The sequence below is a fragment of the Flavobacterium sp. S87F.05.LMB.W.Kidney.N genome (assembly GCF_004366435.1).
Lineage (GTDB): Bacteria > Bacteroidota > Bacteroidia > Flavobacteriales > Flavobacteriaceae > Flavobacterium.
Window position 1 is genome coordinate 994393 of the sequence record NZ_SODX01000001.1, and the last position, 17573, is coordinate 1011965.

At 33.3% G+C, this 17573-nt stretch carries 12 protein-coding genes and 2 tRNA genes; 6 read left to right on the forward strand and 8 right to left on the reverse strand.

Annotated features, from left to right (window positions below; genetic code table 11):
* Positions 1-29 precede the first annotated feature (29 nt).
* Positions 30-269: a hypothetical protein gene (locus tag EDB96_RS04350; RefSeq protein WP_057117353.1), complete on the reverse strand. Its 240-nt coding sequence runs from the start codon at positions 267-269 to the stop codon at positions 30-32.
* Positions 270-295: 26 nt separating this feature from the next.
* Positions 296-1819, reverse strand: a complete 1524-nt coding sequence (locus EDB96_RS04355; RefSeq protein WP_057117351.1) for a GH3 auxin-responsive promoter family protein — start codon at positions 1817-1819, stop codon at positions 296-298.
* 241 nt (positions 1820-2060) lie between these two features.
* Here EDB96_RS04355 and EDB96_RS04360 point away from each other — a divergent pair, with 241 nt between their 5' ends.
* Positions 2061-2855 (forward strand): DUF2797 domain-containing protein, encoded by a 795-nt coding sequence (locus EDB96_RS04360; RefSeq protein WP_057117349.1) that lies wholly within the window; start codon positions 2061-2063, stop codon positions 2853-2855.
* A gap of 258 nt (positions 2856-3113) precedes the next feature.
* On the forward strand, positions 3114-4196 hold the full coding sequence (locus EDB96_RS04365) for a glycosyltransferase family 9 protein (protein WP_166669264.1): 1083 nt from the start codon (positions 3114-3116) through the stop codon (positions 4194-4196).
* A gap of 45 nt (positions 4197-4241) precedes the next feature.
* Here the strand turns inward: EDB96_RS04365 and EDB96_RS04370 are convergent, their stop codons facing one another.
* The 3 genes from EDB96_RS04370 to sppA all read right to left on the reverse strand — a co-directional run bounded on the left by EDB96_RS04370 (position 4242) and on the right by sppA (position 9726).
* A complete protein-coding gene (locus EDB96_RS04370; protein WP_134139390.1) occupies positions 4242-6842 on the reverse strand; it encodes an AsmA-like C-terminal region-containing protein in 2601 nt (866 codons plus the stop codon).
* A gap of 174 nt (positions 6843-7016) precedes the next feature.
* Entirely contained in the window at positions 7017-7967 is a 951-nt protein-coding gene (locus tag EDB96_RS04375; protein ID WP_057117344.1) for an alpha/beta hydrolase family protein, read from the reverse strand.
* 1 nt (position 7968) lies between these two features.
* Complete coding sequence (sppA, locus tag EDB96_RS04380; RefSeq protein ID WP_134139391.1) at positions 7969-9726, reverse strand: signal peptide peptidase SppA; 1758 nt, start codon at positions 9724-9726, stop codon at positions 7969-7971.
* A 138-nt stretch (positions 9727-9864) separates the two neighbouring features.
* Between sppA and folK the strand changes: the two genes are divergently transcribed.
* The gene (gene folK, locus EDB96_RS04385; RefSeq protein ID WP_134139393.1) at positions 9865-10998 is read left to right on the forward strand and encodes a 2-amino-4-hydroxy-6-hydroxymethyldihydropteridine diphosphokinase; all 1134 of its coding nucleotides are present in this window, start codon (positions 9865-9867) and stop codon (positions 10996-10998) included.
* 110 nt (positions 10999-11108) lie between these two features.
* On the opposite strand, the gene EDB96_RS04390 is transcribed toward folK, so the two are convergent.
* The 3 genes from EDB96_RS04390 to EDB96_RS04400 form a co-directional block, all read right to left on the reverse strand.
* Positions 11109-13304, reverse strand: a complete 2196-nt coding sequence (locus EDB96_RS04390; protein WP_134139394.1) for a T9SS type B sorting domain-containing protein — start codon at positions 13302-13304, stop codon at positions 11109-11111.
* A gap of 42 nt (positions 13305-13346) precedes the next feature.
* Entirely contained in the window at positions 13347-13883 is a 537-nt protein-coding gene (locus tag EDB96_RS04395) for an RNA methyltransferase (RefSeq protein ID WP_057117336.1), read from the reverse strand.
* A 75-nt stretch (positions 13884-13958) separates the two neighbouring features.
* Positions 13959-14390 (reverse strand): DUF1573 domain-containing protein, encoded by a 432-nt coding sequence (locus EDB96_RS04400; protein WP_057117671.1) that lies wholly within the window; start codon positions 14388-14390, stop codon positions 13959-13961.
* Between the two features lie 159 nt (positions 14391-14549).
* Here EDB96_RS04400 and mutS point away from each other — a divergent pair, with 159 nt between their 5' ends.
* The 3 genes from mutS (at position 14550) to EDB96_RS04415 (ending at position 17492) form a co-directional block, all read left to right on the forward strand.
* Positions 14550-17156 carry a DNA mismatch repair protein MutS gene (gene mutS / locus EDB96_RS04405; RefSeq protein WP_057117333.1) on the forward strand — a complete coding sequence of 869 codons (2607 nt, stop codon included), beginning with the start codon at positions 14550-14552 and terminating at the stop codon, positions 17154-17156.
* Positions 17157-17319: 163 nt separating this feature from the next.
* Positions 17320-17392, forward strand: a tRNA-Gly gene (locus EDB96_RS04410).
* A 14-nt stretch (positions 17393-17406) separates the two neighbouring features.
* A tRNA-Leu gene (locus EDB96_RS04415) sits at positions 17407-17492 on the forward strand.
* The last annotated feature ends 81 nt before the right edge of the window (positions 17493-17573 follow it).

The window sequence follows — 17573 nt, forward strand, 5'->3', positions numbered from 1 at the left end:
ACTCCGCTCAGCCTGACAATAGAGAAAAATTACTTTCGAGCTTCTAACTCCTTTTTAATTTCTTTTAAAGTATTCATATTCAAAATAAAAATAGGAAGCAATGCAATCGGAATAACGTTTGAAGCGCTAAAACCTTTATTCGCTACAAGAAAAATGTTAAGTCCAAACAAAAAAAGTAATACCACACCAAATAGGTAAGTTACTGTTTTTAAAGATTTTTGTGTTTTGACTAATTCTTCACTAGTCATTTCGTTAAAATTCTTTTTCATTTTAGTTGAAGATTTTAATTGGAAAATTAAACTTTAATAGACTGCATCTCCTTCAACTGCTCCAAATAATCTCTTTGGTTCGAAAGTCTTGGAATTTTATGCTGTCCGCCTAATTTGTCTCTTTCCTTCAGCCAATCATAAAATAGATTTTCACGAGCTACATTAATTACTAAAGGGTTTAAAGTCATATTATTGTAGCGTTTAGCTTCGTAATCTGAATTTAAAGTCTGTAAAGTTTCGTCTAGAACTTTTTGGAAAAGGCCAAAATCAGCAGGTTTTTTCTTAAATTCAATCATCCATTCGTGTGCGCCTTTTTCTTTGTCCTGCATAAAAATAGGAGCAACAGTATAATCAATCACTTCAGTTTGTGTAATCTGGCAGGCTTTTGCAATGGCTTGATCGGTATTTTCAACCATTAATTCTTCACCAAAAACATTAATATGATGTTTGGTTCTTCCAGTAACTCTTATACGATATGGATTTAATGATGTAAAACGAACTGTATCGCCAATTAAATAACGCCACAAACCAGAATTTGTAGTAATTACAATAGCATAGTTTTTATTCAATTCGACATCGACCAAACGAATTACTTTTTGATTCGAAGTTCCAAAAGTGTCCATCGGAATAAATTCATAGAAAATCCCGTAATCAAGCATCAATAATAAATCACTCGAATTGTTCAAATCCTGAATCGCAAAAAAGCCTTCAGAGGCATTGTAAATTTCGTAATATCTAAAATCTTTGCTAGGAAGCAATTTTTTGTATTGTTCTTTGTAAGGAGAGAAACTCACTCCGCCGTGAAAATAAACTTCAAGATTTGGCCAAAGCTCTAATAAACTTTGTTTACCAGTATTTTCTAAAACCTTATTCATTAAAACCAACATCCAGGAAGGAACTCCCGCAAAACTGGTAACATTTTCATTTTTGGTTTCATTAATAATTGCAGCGATTTTAGTTTCCCATTCACTCATTAACGAAGTTTTACTGCTTGGTGTACTGCTGAATTCAGCCCAAATTGGCATGTTCTCAATTAAAATTGCAGACAAATCGCCAAAGAAGGTGTTGTTATTTTCGTAAATCTGAGAACTCCCGCCTAAGCGAAGACTTTTTCCTAAAAACAGCTCAGAATCTTCATTGTTATTCAAATACAGGCATAAAAGATCTTTACTGCCTTTGTAGTGGCAATCTTCCAGTGCTTCATTACTTACAGGAATAAATTTACTTTTTGCGTTTGTAGTACCGCTCGATTTGGCAAACCATTTAATTGGAGTTTCCCAGAAAACGCCTTGTTCACCCTGACGTGTACGTTCAATTAAAGGCTGTAATTCCTCATAACTTGCAATAGGAACTCTTTCTGCAAAAGTTTGATAAGATTTTATTGTCGAAAATTCATATTGTTTTCCAATAACAGTATTTTCAGATGCCGTCAATAAGTTGTGCAATAGTTCTTCTTGAACTTCATTTGGGTATTTTAAAAAAAGTTCTATTTGGTGAATCCGTTGTTTAAGGACCCATGATGCAAACGAATTGATTATAGATAGAGGCATGAATTTGTTTTTTAGATTACTGATTTTAGGTTTTAAATTTTACAGGTGATGTAAAAACAAAAAACTTAAAATTTGAATATCGAGAGACAAATAGTAACTTTGTCTTCATATCAAAAATAGTATTTTTTTGTAAAAAACAACCCGATTTCTAGCAAAGATTCTAATTAGTAGGTCGAATTTTAACACTAAAATGTCCAATTCTTTTGATAATTCCAAAATAGCAATATAAATAAAAATACGAATGCAATATCAAGGTGTCCTGACAAAAATGCAAACCGAACTTGGAAGTCCAATTCAATATTATTTGGTCTTTGAAGACAGTTTTCTAAATGTTAATCAATTATTGGATAAAGAAATCGAAATTAGCTTTTTGGGCTGCCAGTGTTTAAATTGCAGTAAAAAGAAGAAAATTTACCGTCAAGGTTTTTGTTACGACTGTTTTTATTCAAGTCCGGCAGTTGGTGACTGGATTATGAGACCAGAATTAAGTACAGCACATTTAGGAATTGCAGACCGTGATTTAGATTATGAATCAAAAGCACAATTACAGCCGCATATCGTTTATTTAGCCGCTGCTTGCGAAATAAAGGTAGGAGTAACTCGTAAAACTCAAGTCCCAACTCGTTGGATCGATCAAGGTGCATCTCAGGCAATTGCAGTTGTTGAGGTTCCAAATAGATATCTGGCAGGAATTACAGAGGTTGCTTTAAAAAACCATTACACGGACAAAACCAATTGGAGAAAAATGCTTCAAAATTCTACCGAAACTTTTGATTTAATTGCAGAAAAAGTGAAAATTGAAAGTTTAATTCCAGCTGAGGTTAAAGATTATTTTTATTCTCAAAAAGATGATTTGTACGATTTACAATATCCTGTTTTGAGTTATCCTGCAAAAGTAAATAGCTTAAATCTGGATAAAATGCCTTCGTTTCAAGGAAAATTAGTTGGGATAAAAGGACAATATTTAATTTTTGAAAACGGAACTGTTTTTAATGTTCGTGGTTCCGAAGGCTATGTTGTAAGTATAGACGTCTAGCATTATTTCCTGTTTGTCTATCCTTATTCAGCACCCGTATAATAATTTTCATCAATTATCATAATCATTGTATTTTTAGAATTTTTAAGAATAGGTGATGTGAATTTTGATAAATTTGATTACAATTTTGTAATAATTACTTATTCAAAGAAATTAATTTTAGAAACAAAAAAAAGCCTAGATTTGAAGTTTGTTCTATCTAAGGCTTTTTTTTAAAATTAAATCGAAATTATTTAATTCTTTAATTATAAATAATAAATGAGTACTTTAAGCAAAATAAACAATTTTAGAAGAGGCGTGATGCGTGGTCTGACTAAAAACATTGGAAAACCAAAAACGGAACGTGATATTGTTTTGGTTGATAAAACTGAAATTAAACGCGTTTTAATTTGCAGACCAAATGGCAGACTAGGCAATCTTTTATTAATTACGCCGCTGGTTCAAGAAGTAGCAGAAACTTTCCCGAATTGTAAAATTGATTTGTTTGTAAAAGGTACATTAGCACCAATTGTTTTTGAAAATTATCAGGTAGTTAACAAAACAATTCATTTACCTAAAAAACCTTTTAAAAGTTTAGTTGAGTATATGAAGGTTTGGATTTCTATTAAGAGCGAACCTTATGATATGGCTATAAATGTCGATCAAAATTCTTCTTCTGGCAGATTGGCTGTACGATTTTCAAGAGCAAAGTATAAATTCTACGGAGATTTGGATGGTGAGCTAACAGAGTCAAAAACAGATTATGACCATATTGCTAAATATCCAGTTTATAATTTCAGGACTTATTTGACAAAATTAGGATTGCCTAAAAGCAATAAAATAGTAGCATCTTTGGATCTTAAACTTACTGATGCAGAACTTGATAACGGAAAGAAAATTTTAGATCTTATAACTCCAGATCCATCAAAACGAACAATCTGTATCTTTACTTATGCAACGGGAGCTAAATGCTATTCAGGAGAATGGTGGGAAAACTTTTATTCTAAACTTAAAGAAGAATACAGCAATTATAATATTATTGAAATATTGCCAGTTGAAAACGTTTCGCAAATTGGGTTCCAAGCGCCAACTTATTATAGTAAAGATATTCGCGAAATGGGATCTGTATTGGCAAATGTAGATTTGTTTATTGGTGCAGACAGCGGTATTATGCATTTAGCAAGTGCTGCTCAAACGCCAACTGTTGGATTGTTCTCAGTTTCAGAATTAAAAAAATACGCCCCTTATGATAGTGGAAGTGTAGGAGTGGATACTAGAAAATGTATGCCATTAGAATATTTCCAAATTATCAATTCAATTTTAGATAACGGGAAATTAAAAGTATATCCTAAAGCAGTATAAAAAAAGGCCAATCATTTGATTGGCCTTTTTATTAGTATACTGAGATTAGTTTTTCTTTTTGAAAAGACCATTCAGCAAATCACTTGCTTTTTTGGTAACCTCTTGTGTTTTCTGTTCTTTTTCTGTTTTTGCAGCCTGCGTTGTATCTTTAGCTTTTGTGTTTTTGTTGATTAAATCAGTAAGAGCCGAAGTTCCTTTTTGAGTCAATTTATCTTTCTGCTGATTAACCAGTTGGGTAGTTAAACTACTTACGGCAGTTTTCATATCTGTACTGATTTTAGGATTAGAAAAGTTTCCAGTCAAAGAAGCATTAATTGGAATATTATCCAGTTTTGCGGCATCTGCAGGAGACAATTTTGCAATTAAATTGTTGGCTTCTGTTCCTAAATATTTAGCAGGAACATCAAACTTAATGGTATAATTCATAGTTTGGTCAAAACCGTGAGTTCCTCCAACTGTAGCTTTAATATCTTGATATTTAATATCAAATGGTTTTACGTTTACTCTTCCGTTTTCAAAAGTCAGAGCTGCTTTAATATCATTTAAATTAACTTTGTTTAAATCGATAAACTTAACATTTGAACTTAAGGCATTAAGTAAAGTTGAGTTTTTAGCATTTACGGTAGTCGAAAGCAATTGACCGATTAAGTCTCCTGAAATTGATTTTAAATCTGGAGTTAATTCTTTCGCATCTAAATTTCCATTCAGTTTAATAGTCGAATTTAATTTTCCATTAATGATTCCTGCTATTGGGGCAATTTTTTTCATCATGTCTAATTGCGTAAAAGTCTGTGCAATATCAACTTGATTAAATCCTAGATTCATATCAAAAGTTGGAACCTTTTGTTTTGTAGAAACAGCGCCATTAAGGCCAATTGTTCCACCAAAAATAGAAGTTTTAAAGTTTTCTAAAGTTGCTTTTTCATCTTTGATAAGTAACTTTCCAGAAACATCTTTTAGTTTTAAATTGTCGTATAAAACAGTTGTAGCTTTTGCATTTAAAGTACAATTTAAAAAAGCAGGAATCTTCATTGCTTCAGCTGGTTTTGCCGGAGTTTTAGTCTCTGTTTTTGCAGGTTCGCCAGAAGTCATAAAATCATCAACAGCCAATTGATTCGAGCTCATGTTGAAGTTTCCTCTAAGTTCTTGTTTTTTAAACATAAAACCGTAGAAATTCTCCAACACTCCGTTGATAGCAATATCACTTTTTCCAGTTGTCGCATTAAACTGTTTTAAGTTAATTTTGCTCGGATTGAATTCTACCAATGCCGTACTAATATTCATAGATTTATTGTTTTCATCTGTATATTTAAATCCAGATAAACTCATTGTTCCAGCATTTTTTATGTTTTGATACTGGCTTTTTTCAACAGAAGCCATGTCAAAATTAGTTGTAACATCAGCTTTTAAAATTCCAGCCAAAGGTTTATCCATTTTAATTGGATATGCTTTCGAAAGGTTCGCCAAATTGATTGTTCCCTTTAAAGCCGCATCAACAATCGGATTTACGGTTATGTTTTTAATATTCGCTTTAGCGTTAAAAACATCCTGATCAATTCTGAAAGATAACTTGTCTAAATTCACATAAGTATCGTTTAGAATTCCAGTTTCGTTAATTATTTTAGTATCAATTACAATATTTTGAACTGATTTTGGAAGGTTTGGATATTGGAAAGAAGCATTATTAGATGCGATTTCAATATTAAATTTAGGAACAGTTGTTTCTGTTAATTCACCTTTAGCAAAACCATTTACGGTAAAATCTCCAGTAGTTTTTACGCCGTCTAAACTCGAAGCATAAGCTGAAGGGATTAACCCTAAGAAGTTGGTAAATGATGAAGTAGGTGTTTTAAATTTCAAATCGTAAATCTGCTTATTTTCAGCCATTTGAATGAATCCATCAAATTCCAATGGTAATTGGTTGATTAAAGCTTTATTTTCTTTAAAAATGTATTTACTTTTTTCTAAATCAATTCCAAGAACTGCGTCTAAAGTAATTTTGACATTTTTCATGTAATTCATTTTATCCATGTCCAATGAAACTTTTGCAGTAGTTTTTGTATCCAAATCTAATTTTGAATTGGTAAAATCTCCAGTTCCTTCATGATTCAAACTGTCAATAACCATCTTGATTTTTGAACCTTGATCGATATATCTAAAAGTGAAATTCTCGATTTTATAATTTTGAATTTTTAAAGAAAGCGGTTTGCTTTCTTCACTTTTTTTGTCTTCTTTTTTATCTTTTAATGCGATATCAAAGTTTCCAACACCATCTTTATTGAAGATGATATTTACTAATCCGTTTGTAGAACTAATTCCCTGAATGCTTAACGGTTCTTCTTTTCCTTTGAAAAGTTCTTTGATGCTCATTTTTAAATTTAACTCGCCTAAAGAAACTAATGTATCGCCTTCAAAAGGAGCTTTGTTAATAATCACAAGTTTCTCAATTCCGACTGTTGCGTTTGGGAAATTTTTGAATAAACTTAAATCAGCATCTTTAAAACTTACTTTGGCATCAACACTTTCGTTAATGGCCTCGGCAATTTTGGCTTTAATTTGATCTTTAAAGAAATACGGAATGGCAAATAATGCGGCAACAAATACCACAATGACTATGGCACTTATTTTTAAAACTTTCTTTAGCATATAAATAGATTTGAGGGTTTAACATCTTAAAAATGACTCCTGCAAAAATAGTTTTTTTTAGCAGAGTGCGGAGATAAAGTTTTCTTAAAAATGTAAGAATTTTACTTTTATTTGTTAAATAAAAAAAATCCGATTGAAATTAGTTCAAACGGATTTTTAATATTCTTTATTTCATTATTTCTGAATAAATGAAACAATCTTATCGACCAGCGTTTCAGATATAGGAAGTGTTTCATTATTATAACTCGCTAAATTGGCGTCTTTATCACCGTCAATGATTTTTAAAACGTGATTCATTTTGTCAATTATAACCATTTCAGAATTCTTATTGGCTTCAGATAAATTTTCGGCATCTTTCACAGTAACTTGGATATCATTGTTTCCTTGCAGAATTAAAATTGGAATAGTAACTTTCTTTATTTCTGTCTGAGGATTGTATTTGAACCAAGAAATGAGATAAGGCTGAATACTTGGTCGGAAAAGTGAAACCACCATCGGATCAACTTTTTTTACTGTAAATCCGTTTTTTAAACTGTCGATTATAGGAAAAGTCATATCGTTAAGCTGTTTCATAGATCTTGAACCAATCTGCGTTTTGATAATTTTATCTGCAGAATCACCTGCACCCGCAATCGAAACAAACTTATCTGCTTTGGCGCACGCAATCATTCCTATTAATGATCCTTCACTATGCCCAATTACTACTATTTTAGAGAAACGTTTATCTTGTTTTAAATAATTAATCCAGCTTTTAGCGTCGTCTATATAATTTTCGAAAACCAAGCTGCTTTCAGATAATCCGCCGGCTGCTTTGCTTTCGCCAATTCCTCTTTTATCAAATCTTAAAGATGCAATTCCATTTTTAGCCAGCGCCTCTGCCAGCATTTTTAAAGAATTGTTCTTCATCATTGCATTGTTGCCATTTCTATCTGTTGGTCCAGATCCTGCAATAATCAAAGCGACTGGATATTTTTTTGTTAGATCTGGCGTAGTCAGCGTACCAAAAATTTGATTGGTATTTATTTTTAAGACCGCTGGAGTTTCTTTAAAAGTAATTTCTTTTTTGTTCTGCGCATTTAAAACGCTCCAAAACAAAACCGTTAAAAAAAGGATTATCTTATTCATATTAATAAATATTGATTCCGTAAGGCATTAATGCTTGTATTCCTTTTTGTTTTTGAAATTTCTTTACCTGTTCGATAAGAAGATAATTTTCTTCTCCAATTTCTTCTTTAATAAAAGCTTCTTTCGACTTTGCAAAAGGCATAGTAGAAAGTAAATCGTTAAAAGTCTTTTCGTATTCAGGATAATTCTGCGTGCTGTATTTTTTTATTTTGGCAATCTTAGCAGCTTCGGCAATTGCAGCATTCAATCCTCCAATTTTATCTACTAAACCTAATTTTAAAGCTTCTGTTCCTGACCACACTCGGCCTTGCGCAATAGCATCAACTTGATCGAAAGACATCTTACGTCCGTTTGCTACACGCGTTACAAAAGTGTTGTAAATTTTTTCAACTCCTTCTAATGTAAAAGCCTTGAACTTCTCATCAACTGGCAAAAACGGACTGTAATTTGCTGCATTTTCATGAGTTTTTACTTGTTCTGAATTGATTCCTAATTTATTAGCCAAAGGACTGAAGTTTGGAAGTACTCCAAAAACACCAATTGATCCTGTAATTGTATTGTTTTCTGCAAATATTTTATTGGCGTTGCAGGCAATGTAATAGCCGCCAGAAGCAGCATAATTCCCCATAGAAACCACGACTGGTTTTACTTTTTTAGTAACCTCAATTTCTCTCCAGATTAAATCAGAAGTCAGGGCGCTTCCTCCTGGGCTGTCAATTCTAAGAACGATCGCTTTTACGTCGTCATTTTTTCTTGCTTCCTGCAAAGAACGGCGCATCGAACCTTCACCAATAGTATTTACATCTCCTTCGCCGCTTCCAATTTCACCTTGAGCATAAATAATTGCAATTTGATCAGTTGCAGTATTAGCTAGGGCAGTTGTAGCATTATTTTGAGTATAATCTAAAATCGAAATTTTATTGTAATCTTCATCTTTATCTACTTTCAATGCTTTTCTAATGGCATCGTGATACACATCTTCATAAGCAATTACGTCTACCAAATGTTGCTGCTTTGCCATTTCAGGAGTTCTTGCTAAAAGTCCGTTGGCAATTTCATTTAATTTTGGCAGCGGAATATTTCTACTTTTTGAAATATCGGCAGAAACAGTAGCCCAAATTGAGTTTAAAAGCGCAGTAATCTGTTCTCTGTTGGCATCACTCATACTATTTTGTAAAAAAGGTTCAACAGCACTTTTATATTTTCCATGACGGATCACTTCCATGTGAATTCCTGATTTTTCTTGAAAATCTTTGAAGAACATTACTTCAGAAGAAAGTCCTTTAAAATCTAAATCACCAACTGGATTGATATATATTGTATTAGCCACAGAAGTTAAATAATATTCTTTCTGCGAATATGTATTGGCATAAGCCCAAACAAATTTTCCTGATTTTTTAAAACTTTCAAGAGCATTTCTTAAATCTTTGTATTGAGCAAGACCCAACGAAGATTCATCATTTAAAATAGAGATTCCTTTAATATTATCATCTGTTTTCGCTGCTTCAATTGCATTAATCACATCAGTTAAACCAATACCTTTTTTATCAGAAAAAGCAGTTACCCAAGGATCTTTATACTTCCCAGCATAGTCATCTTTGATTTCCTTTAAATTAAATTCAATAACCGAATCAGATTTAACAGAAACCTTGTCGTCTCCGCCAAAAAGTGTGACAATAAAAATTACTCCAAAAAAGAAGAGCATAATAAATACAAAAATACCAATTACGGTAGCAAGTACATTTCCTAAAAACTTCATATGTATATTTTTTTAATAAGTAGAGAAAAAGGGCAAAATGTTACAAATTAGACATCTAAAATTATGATAAAATCTAAGACGTCGTTTCACAAATATATTGGTTAATTCTAAAATAGTTTTAGTTAATTTGCATTAATTATGAAATTACAGCATCAAGTCGTTTTATCGATAGGCAGCAACCAAGGCAGCAGACTAGAAAACATCCAAAAATGTATTGATTTAATCCATCAAAAAGTAGGTACTGTCATTAAGGTTTCAAAACTTTACGAAACTCCTGCATGGGGTTTTGAGAGTGATGCATTTTATAATTGTGCACTTCTTTTGCATACCAATTCTTCTGCTCAAAAAATACTAAATCAGGTTTTGAAGGTCGAAAAAGAGCTGGGAAGAATTCGCGTGAATCAAAAAGGTTATCAATCCAGAATTATTGATGTTGATTTAATTGTTTATGATAATGAAATTATTGATTCAGAGAAACTAAAAATTCCGCATCCGCTGATGCAAAATAGGAATTTTGTTTTGCTCCCGATGCAGGATTTGAAGCTAAATTGGAAACATCCTATTTTGCAGAAAACTATAACAGAACTAATTGCTGTTACTCCAGACGAAAGTGTTTGTACTATTGTTCAGGATTTGAAAAACCCGCTCGATGAAATTCCTTTAAATCAATTTAATTATATTTCTTTTGAAGGAAATATTGGTGCAGGGAAAACTACTTTGGTGCATAAAATTGCAGAAGATTTTAATGCTAAAACGGTTTTAGAACGATTTGCAGATAATCCGTTTCTTCCAAAGTTTTACAAAGATCAAAACAGGTATGCTTTTCCGTTAGAAATGTCATTTTTAGCCGATCGTTATCAGCAGTTATCAGATGATTTGGCTCAATTTGATTTGTTCAAAGATTTTATTGTAGCTGATTATCATATTTTTAAATCGCTGATATTTGCTAAAATTACGCTTGCAGAAGATGAATATCGTTTGTACAGAAATTTGTTCGATATCATTTACAAAGAAATGCCGAAACCAGATCTGTACGTTTATTTATATCAGAATACAGAACGTCTGCTTCAAAATATCAAGAAACGCGGCCGTAATTATGAACAGAACATCGAAGCATCCTATTTAGATAAAATCAACAACGGATACTTAGAATACATAAAATCGCAAACCGACTTGAATGTTTTAATAATCGACGTTTCAGATCGTGATTTTGTAAAAAAACACGAAGACTACATTTTTATCTTAGATGAAATCAAGAAGAAGTTACGCTAATGTGGTAATTAGATAATTAGTCAATTAGATAATTCTTTTGTGTTTTTAAATTATCTAATTTTCAAATTGACACATTTCTAATTCTCAAATTGACACATTATCTAATTAAATCATCTTTTTAAAGTAAAATGCCCTCTTAAAATCGGCTTAGTATCATCAATTTTTAAAGCGTACCAATAATCAGAAGCAGGAAGCGGAATTTGGTTTAAATTGCCGTCCCAGCCCATTTTTGATCTGCTTAATTGTGCAACTAATTTTCCGTATCGGTCAAAAATAGTGACTTCTGCCTGCGGATAATTTTCCATACCTGTAACTTCCCATACATCATTGAAAGTGTCGTTGTTTGGAGTAAAAAATGGAGGAAAAACAAGAACTACAAATTGTTTGGTAACTTGTCCGCATCCCCTTTTTTCTCGAGCATAAGCCGTTTGAAGCCCGCCAGGAACATTATAAAAAATGGTAGAATCTTGATAATTAATTCCATCCAGAGAATATTCAAAATAATTTTCGGCTTTAACAGGATAGATAATCGCTCTTGTTCCTTCAACATCGATACGATCAATTTGTGGAACTTTATGCTCTTCAACCACAATAGTTTTTCTGCTTGTGCAATTCTCAGGAGCTGGACTAGTAACATCAACAGTATAAGTTCCTCCAGAATTAATGGTAGTAGTTTGAGTTGTTGCTCCATTTGACCATTGATAATTCATTCCAGAAATCCCCGCGTCTAGTGTTATAGTTTGAAGCTGGCATAACGGTAAAGTTTCATCAGTTACTGCAGGGGGTGTATAAATTACAATGTCTACAGGAATTCGAGTCGAGTTAATACAGCCGTTATTAGAAGATTCAGCATAATAAGTCGTGTTGGAAGAAATTACAGGAGTTGCAAAATTGTTTCCCGAAAAAACACTATTTCCTCCTGTAGAAGCTGTAAACCAGTTGATGCTTCCAATATTTGAAGTTGCTTTAATAGTTACAGATCCAGGTCCGCAATTAGTATATGTATTTTGTTCGGCAATTGGGGTTGCTGGAGAGGCATTTACTGTAGCGGTTACAGATTTTCTATTCGATTCGCAGCCCGCATCAACATAATAAGTTGTAGTTGTACTTATTGAGGGAGTGGTGTAAGAAGTTCCGGTTCCTAATAAATTTCCTCCCGCAGCGGCATCATACCATCCAATAGTCGCTCCACTTGATGCCGTTGCAGTAAATGTAAAAGTTCCAGAATCACAAACTGGACTAGGATTTGCTGCTAGCGTTGCAACGGGAATTGTAATTTTTGTACTTGCTGCAATTTCCAGCGGAGCCTCGCCCGGCATTCCGCCGTATTCTACAACATATCCTTTTGGCTGATAATTATCGCCGGGAGTCAACGATCCTGTGTTTGATAAATCGTTCCAAGAGCCTCTTATTCCTACTCCTGGCTGTGTAATATGTGCATAATCTTCATCTCCCTGCTGATTAGGTTCTCTTGTATTCCAGAAAGCAAAATTTGGAGTCGAACCGTTTGCATTTCCGTTCCAAAAAATAGTTCCAGCCTCAGGGCCGGTAACCCATTTCCAGACACCTTCTGTTTCCGCATCGCTTCCGCCAATCCATCCAGTTCCAGAAGCCTGTTCGCCAATTAATTTAGCCTCATCGGCAGATAAAACTGTAGCTAAATATCCTTGAAGACCGTAATATGTACTGGCAGCGGCTAAATCTCTTGCGTTTGTCCATGTAACGCCTACATTTGGAATAAATAAATAATAATGTCCTGTAGAAGGAAGATAATTAGCTTGACCGATTGTAATAGAAAAAGTTCTTGTTCCAGATGCCGTTGCAGACGAATTGGTGAATACAACATCTTTTACTGCAGCAACAAAATCAGCATACGGAATTATAGTGGAAGAGGTTAATCCAGATAATTGTAATTTTCCTGAAGCTGCATCCCAGCTCGTTATAATATTTGGATGTGATGCAGGATTAGCTAATTCTAAGCGATCAAGTCCGCTGGAGTATCCTGATGAAATCTGAATATAAAGTACTTGTGTTCCGTTTTCTGCAGGATCATGATTGATGGTAAAATCAGTAACAATATTAATTGTAGTTTGTGGACAGTATAATTGATCTCCTTCTGCAATAAGTTTAGGAGGATCAATTACGAAATTGTCTTTCTTATGCTTCTTTGTTTTGGGATTTATAGAATGTTTTGAAGTAAGTGTATTCTTTTTGTTAAAAGTTTTTGTATTTTCATTTGCAATCGAAAAATTAAAACTTAAAACGGAAAATAAAACAAGAATGGTTAGTAATTTGATATTTTTCATTTGCTAAAAATATCAATTAATTAATAACAAAAAAAATAATTTCTATTTCGGCCAATTTATTTTTTGAAACAAATCCCAAACTACTATTCCAGCGCTAACTGCTATATTTAGTGAATGTTTGGTACCAAGCTGAGGGATTTCAATACATCCATCGCATATTGCAACAGCTTCCTGTGCAACACCATAAACTTCGTTACCAAATACCAGTGCATATTTTTGATCTTTTTCAATTGTAAAATCTTGAAGAAAAATCGCACTTTCAACCTGTTCAATGGCCATTGTAAGCACATTTTCTTTCTTTAAATTTTCAATAACTTCAAGAACATTTTCATGATGTTCCCATGCTACAGTTTCAGTTGCGCCAAGAGCAGTTTTATGAATTTCTTTGTTTGGAGGAGTGGCAGTAATACCGCATAAAATAATCTTTTCAATCAAAAATGCATCTGCCGTTCTAAAAACAGAACCAATATTGTGAAGGCTTCGGATATCATCTAAAACTAATATTAAAGGTGTTTTTTCAGATTTCTTAAAATCTTCTATAGATTTACGGTCTAGTTCGCTGTTTTCGAGTTTTCTCATTGGTGTTGAATTGTAGTCATAAAAAAAGCTTCCAAAGATAAGGAAGCTTTTTCGATTATTTATATGTTTTTCAGATTAGCTTTTTACTGGATCTGGTAAAACAGTACCTTTAATAGTAAGGATTTTTGTAGGTTGTCCTTCAGCATTAGAAGTAACAGTTACAGTTTTTGTAAAAGCACCAACTCTGTCAGTAGCATATTTTACACCAATAACACCTTTAGCTCCTGGAGCAATTGGTTCTTTTGGAGTAGTTGGAACAGTACATCCGCAAGATCCTGTAGTGTTAGTAATGATTAATGGCTTAGTTCCGTTGTTTACAAAAACAAACTCACGTTTACCATCAGCATTGTGAGCGATAGTTCCGTAATCAATAGTTTCTGTTTCGAAAAGCATTCCTGCTCCTTCAACTTTTGCAACTTTAGCAGCTTTAGCTTTTTTAGTTGTTTGTGCATTAGTAGCTGTAATACCAGCTACAGCTAACATAGCGAATAAAATTATTTTTTTCATCTTTTTAGGGTCTTTTTTTAAATGATAAACAAAGCTATGTAAAATTCTGAAACCACAACCTAAAAATATCTTAAAATATTTTAATTTTTGAAGTTTTCGAATTGCCGTTAAAAAATCATAAATTCGCTGTCTTAATTTTTTCATTTAAAACATAATAATTTGGCAGCTAAAGATAAAGTGGTGAAAGAAACACCTTTGATGAAACAGTACAACGAAATCAAGGCTAAATATCCTGATGCATGTCTGCTTTTCAGAGTAGGGGATTTTTATGAAACCTTTGGAGAAGACGCCATTAGAGCTTCAAAAATTTTAGGAATAACATTAACTAAAAGAGGAGCAGGGTCTGATACAGAAACGGCTCTGGCTGGTTTTCCGCATCATTCTGTAAATACCTATCTGCCAAAATTAGTTAAAGCCGGACTTCGTGTAGCGATTTGTGATCAGTTGGAAGATCCAAAAATGACTAAAACCATTGTCAAAAGAGGTGTTACAGAATTGGTAACTCCGGGAGTTTCTTTAAATGATGAAGTACTGCATTCAAAATCAAATAACTTTTTGGCCTCGGTTTATTTTGCCAATAAAAATATCGGAATTTCTTTCCTGGATGTTTCTACTGGAGAGTTTTTAACAGCTCAGGGAAATGCAGAGTATATAGATAAATTATTGCAGAACTTTAACCCAAGCGAAGTTTTAGTTCCAAAAAATAACAAGAACGATTTTAAAAACGCTTTTGGTGAAGATTTTCATAGTTTTTATTTAGAAGATTGGATTTATAAAGAAGATTATGCTTTAGAAACCCTCACTAAACATTTTCAAACTGTTTCTTTAAAAGGGTTTGGTGTTGAAGAATTAAAAGAAGGAATTATTGCGTCGGGTGCGATTCTATATTATTTATCAGAAACACAGCATAATCGTGTGCAGCATATCACGGCGATTCAGCGTATTGCAGAAGATGCCTATGTTTGGATGGATCGCTTTACGATTCGAAACTTAGAATTATATCACAGTTATAATCCAAATGCAGTTACGCTTTTAGATGTTATCGATAAAACACTTTCTCCAATGGGAGGACGTTTATTGAAACGCTGGCTTGCTCTGCCCTTAAAAGACAGTAATAAAGTAAAAAGCCGACATGAAGTTGTCGCTTATTTAAAGTCGAATCCAGAAATTCTGCATAACATTCAATATCAAATTAAACAGATTTCAGATTTAGAGCGTTTAATTTCTAAGATCGCTGCAGGAAAAGTATCTCCAAGAGAAATTATTTATTTAAAAGAATCTCTAGATGCTATTATTCCGATAAAAACCCTTGCGCTTGAAAGTCCACAGGAAGCTGTAAAAGTAATTGGAGACAGTCTTCATGCTTGTGAGCTGCTTCGCGAAAAAATTAAAACGACATTAAATCAAGATGCGCCTGTTGCAATTTCAAAAGGAAATGCAATTGCAAGCGGTATTAATGAAGAATTGGATGAGCTTCGTGCGATTTCAACTTCTGGAAAAGAATTTTTAGAAGGAATTGAAAGAAGAGAATCAGAAAGAACGGGAATTTCATCGCTGAAAATTTCTTTTAATAATGTTTTTGGATATTACATTGAAGTTCGAAATACGCATAAAGATAAAGTTCCAGAAGAATGGATTCGTAAACAGACTCTTGTAAATGCTGAGCGATATATTACAGAGGAATTAAAAGAATATGAAACCAAGATTTTAGGTGCCGAAGAAAAAATATACAAAATAGAAAGTGAGCTTTTTGAACAATTGGTGGCTTGGATAAGTACATATATTAAGCCGGTTCAAATGAATGCTTATTTGGTTGCCCAGTTAGATTGCTTGTGTTCGTTTACTCAGATGGCAGTAGAAAACCAATATGTACAGCCGGAAATCGATGATACTTTTGAATTAGATATTAAAAACGGAAGACATCCTGTAATTGAAAAACAATTGCCGGTAGGAACGCCGTATATTGCCAATGATGTTTTTCTGGATAGAGAAACACAGCAGCTTATTATGATTACCGGGCCAAACATGTCTGGTAAGTCTGCTATTTTGAGACAAACTGCTTTGATTGTGCTTTTAGCTCAAATGGGAAGTTTTGTTCCTGCAGACAGCGTTAGAATGGGAATTGTAGATAAAATTTTTACAAGAGTAGGAGCTTCGGATAATATTTCGATGGGTGAATCTACATTTATGGTTGAAATGAATGAAACCGCTTCTATTTTGAATAATATTTCAGATAGAAGTTTGGTGTTGCTGGATGAAATTGGAAGAGGAACTAGTACGTATGATGGAATCTCGATTGCTTGGGCAATTGCTGAATTCCTTCACGAGCATCCAGGAAGAGCAAAAACTTTATTTGCGACGCATTATCATGAATTGAATGAAATGACAGAATCGATGCCGAGAATCCAGAATTTTAATGTGGCGGTAAAGGAATTAAAGGATACTGTTTTATTCGTTAGAAAGCTGGTAAAAGGAGGAAGTGCTCATAGTTTTGGAATTCACGTTGCAAAGATGGCGGGAATGCCGCAGCTTGTTATTTCTAGAGCACAAAAACTTTTGAAGAAATTAGAGAAGAATCATTCCAGTGATGCTTTGCAAGGAATAAAAGCGGCTAATGACGAAATGCAGATGAGTTTCTTTAATTTGGATGATCCTTTATTGGAAGAAATAAAAGAAGAGATTTTGAGCCTCGATATTAATGCAATCACACCAGTAGAAGCCCTGATGAAGCTGAATGAGATTAAAAGAATGTTGGTCAAAAAATAAATTTAAAAAATTTTCAAGTTTAAAGTTTAGGTTATCAGAAAGTTATAAAATAAGTAAAATATTTTTAAAAAAAATGCTTGTGTAATTGAATAAATGTCCTAAATTTGCACTCGCAATACGAAACAAGTCAAGTATTGCAGAGTTCTTAAATAGAATTTGAAACGCGAAAATAGCTCAGTTGGTAGAGCGCGACCTTGCCAAGGTCGAGGTCGCGGGTTCGAGCCCCGTTTTTCGCTCAAAATCATATAATGCTCGGATGGTGAAATTGGTAGACACGCTGGACTTAAAATCCAGTGAACAGCAATGTTCGTGCGGGTTCAAGTCCCGCTCTGAGTACTAAAGCCTCTTCTTTTGAAGAGGCTTTTTTTATTGTGTAAACTTGTAAAAAATAAATTTACGAAGTAAATTTATTTTTAA

Bases quoted from the DNA above. Each gene is read 5' to 3' on its own strand.
- EDB96_RS04350 (WP_057117353.1), bottom strand. From the start codon at position 269: ATGAAAAAGAATTTTAACGAAATGACTAGTGAAGAATTAGTCAAAACA.
- EDB96_RS04355 (WP_057117351.1), bottom strand. From the start codon at position 1,819: ATGCCTCTATCTATAATCAATTCGTTTGCATCATGGGTCCTTAAACAA.
- EDB96_RS04360 (WP_057117349.1), top strand. From the start codon at position 2,061: ATGCAATATCAAGGTGTCCTGACAAAAATGCAAACCGAACTTGGAAGT.
- EDB96_RS04365 (WP_166669264.1), top strand. From the start codon at position 3,114: ATGAGTACTTTAAGCAAAATAAACAATTTTAGAAGAGGCGTGATGCGT.
- EDB96_RS04370 (WP_134139390.1), bottom strand. From the start codon at position 6,842: ATGCTAAAGAAAGTTTTAAAAATAAGTGCCATAGTCATTGTGGTATTT.
- EDB96_RS04375 (WP_057117344.1), bottom strand. From the start codon at position 7,967: ATGAATAAGATAATCCTTTTTTTAACGGTTTTGTTTTGGAGCGTTTTA.
- sppA (WP_134139391.1), bottom strand. From the start codon at position 9,726: ATGAAGTTTTTAGGAAATGTACTTGCTACCGTAATTGGTATTTTTGTA.
- folK (WP_134139393.1), top strand. From the start codon at position 9,865: ATGAAATTACAGCATCAAGTCGTTTTATCGATAGGCAGCAACCAAGGC.
- EDB96_RS04390 (WP_134139394.1), bottom strand. From the start codon at position 13,304: ATGAAAAATATCAAATTACTAACCATTCTTGTTTTATTTTCCGTTTTA.
- EDB96_RS04395 (WP_057117336.1), bottom strand. From the start codon at position 13,883: ATGAGAAAACTCGAAAACAGCGAACTAGACCGTAAATCTATAGAAGAT.
- EDB96_RS04400 (WP_057117671.1), bottom strand. From the start codon at position 14,390: ATGAAAAAAATAATTTTATTCGCTATGTTAGCTGTAGCTGGTATTACA.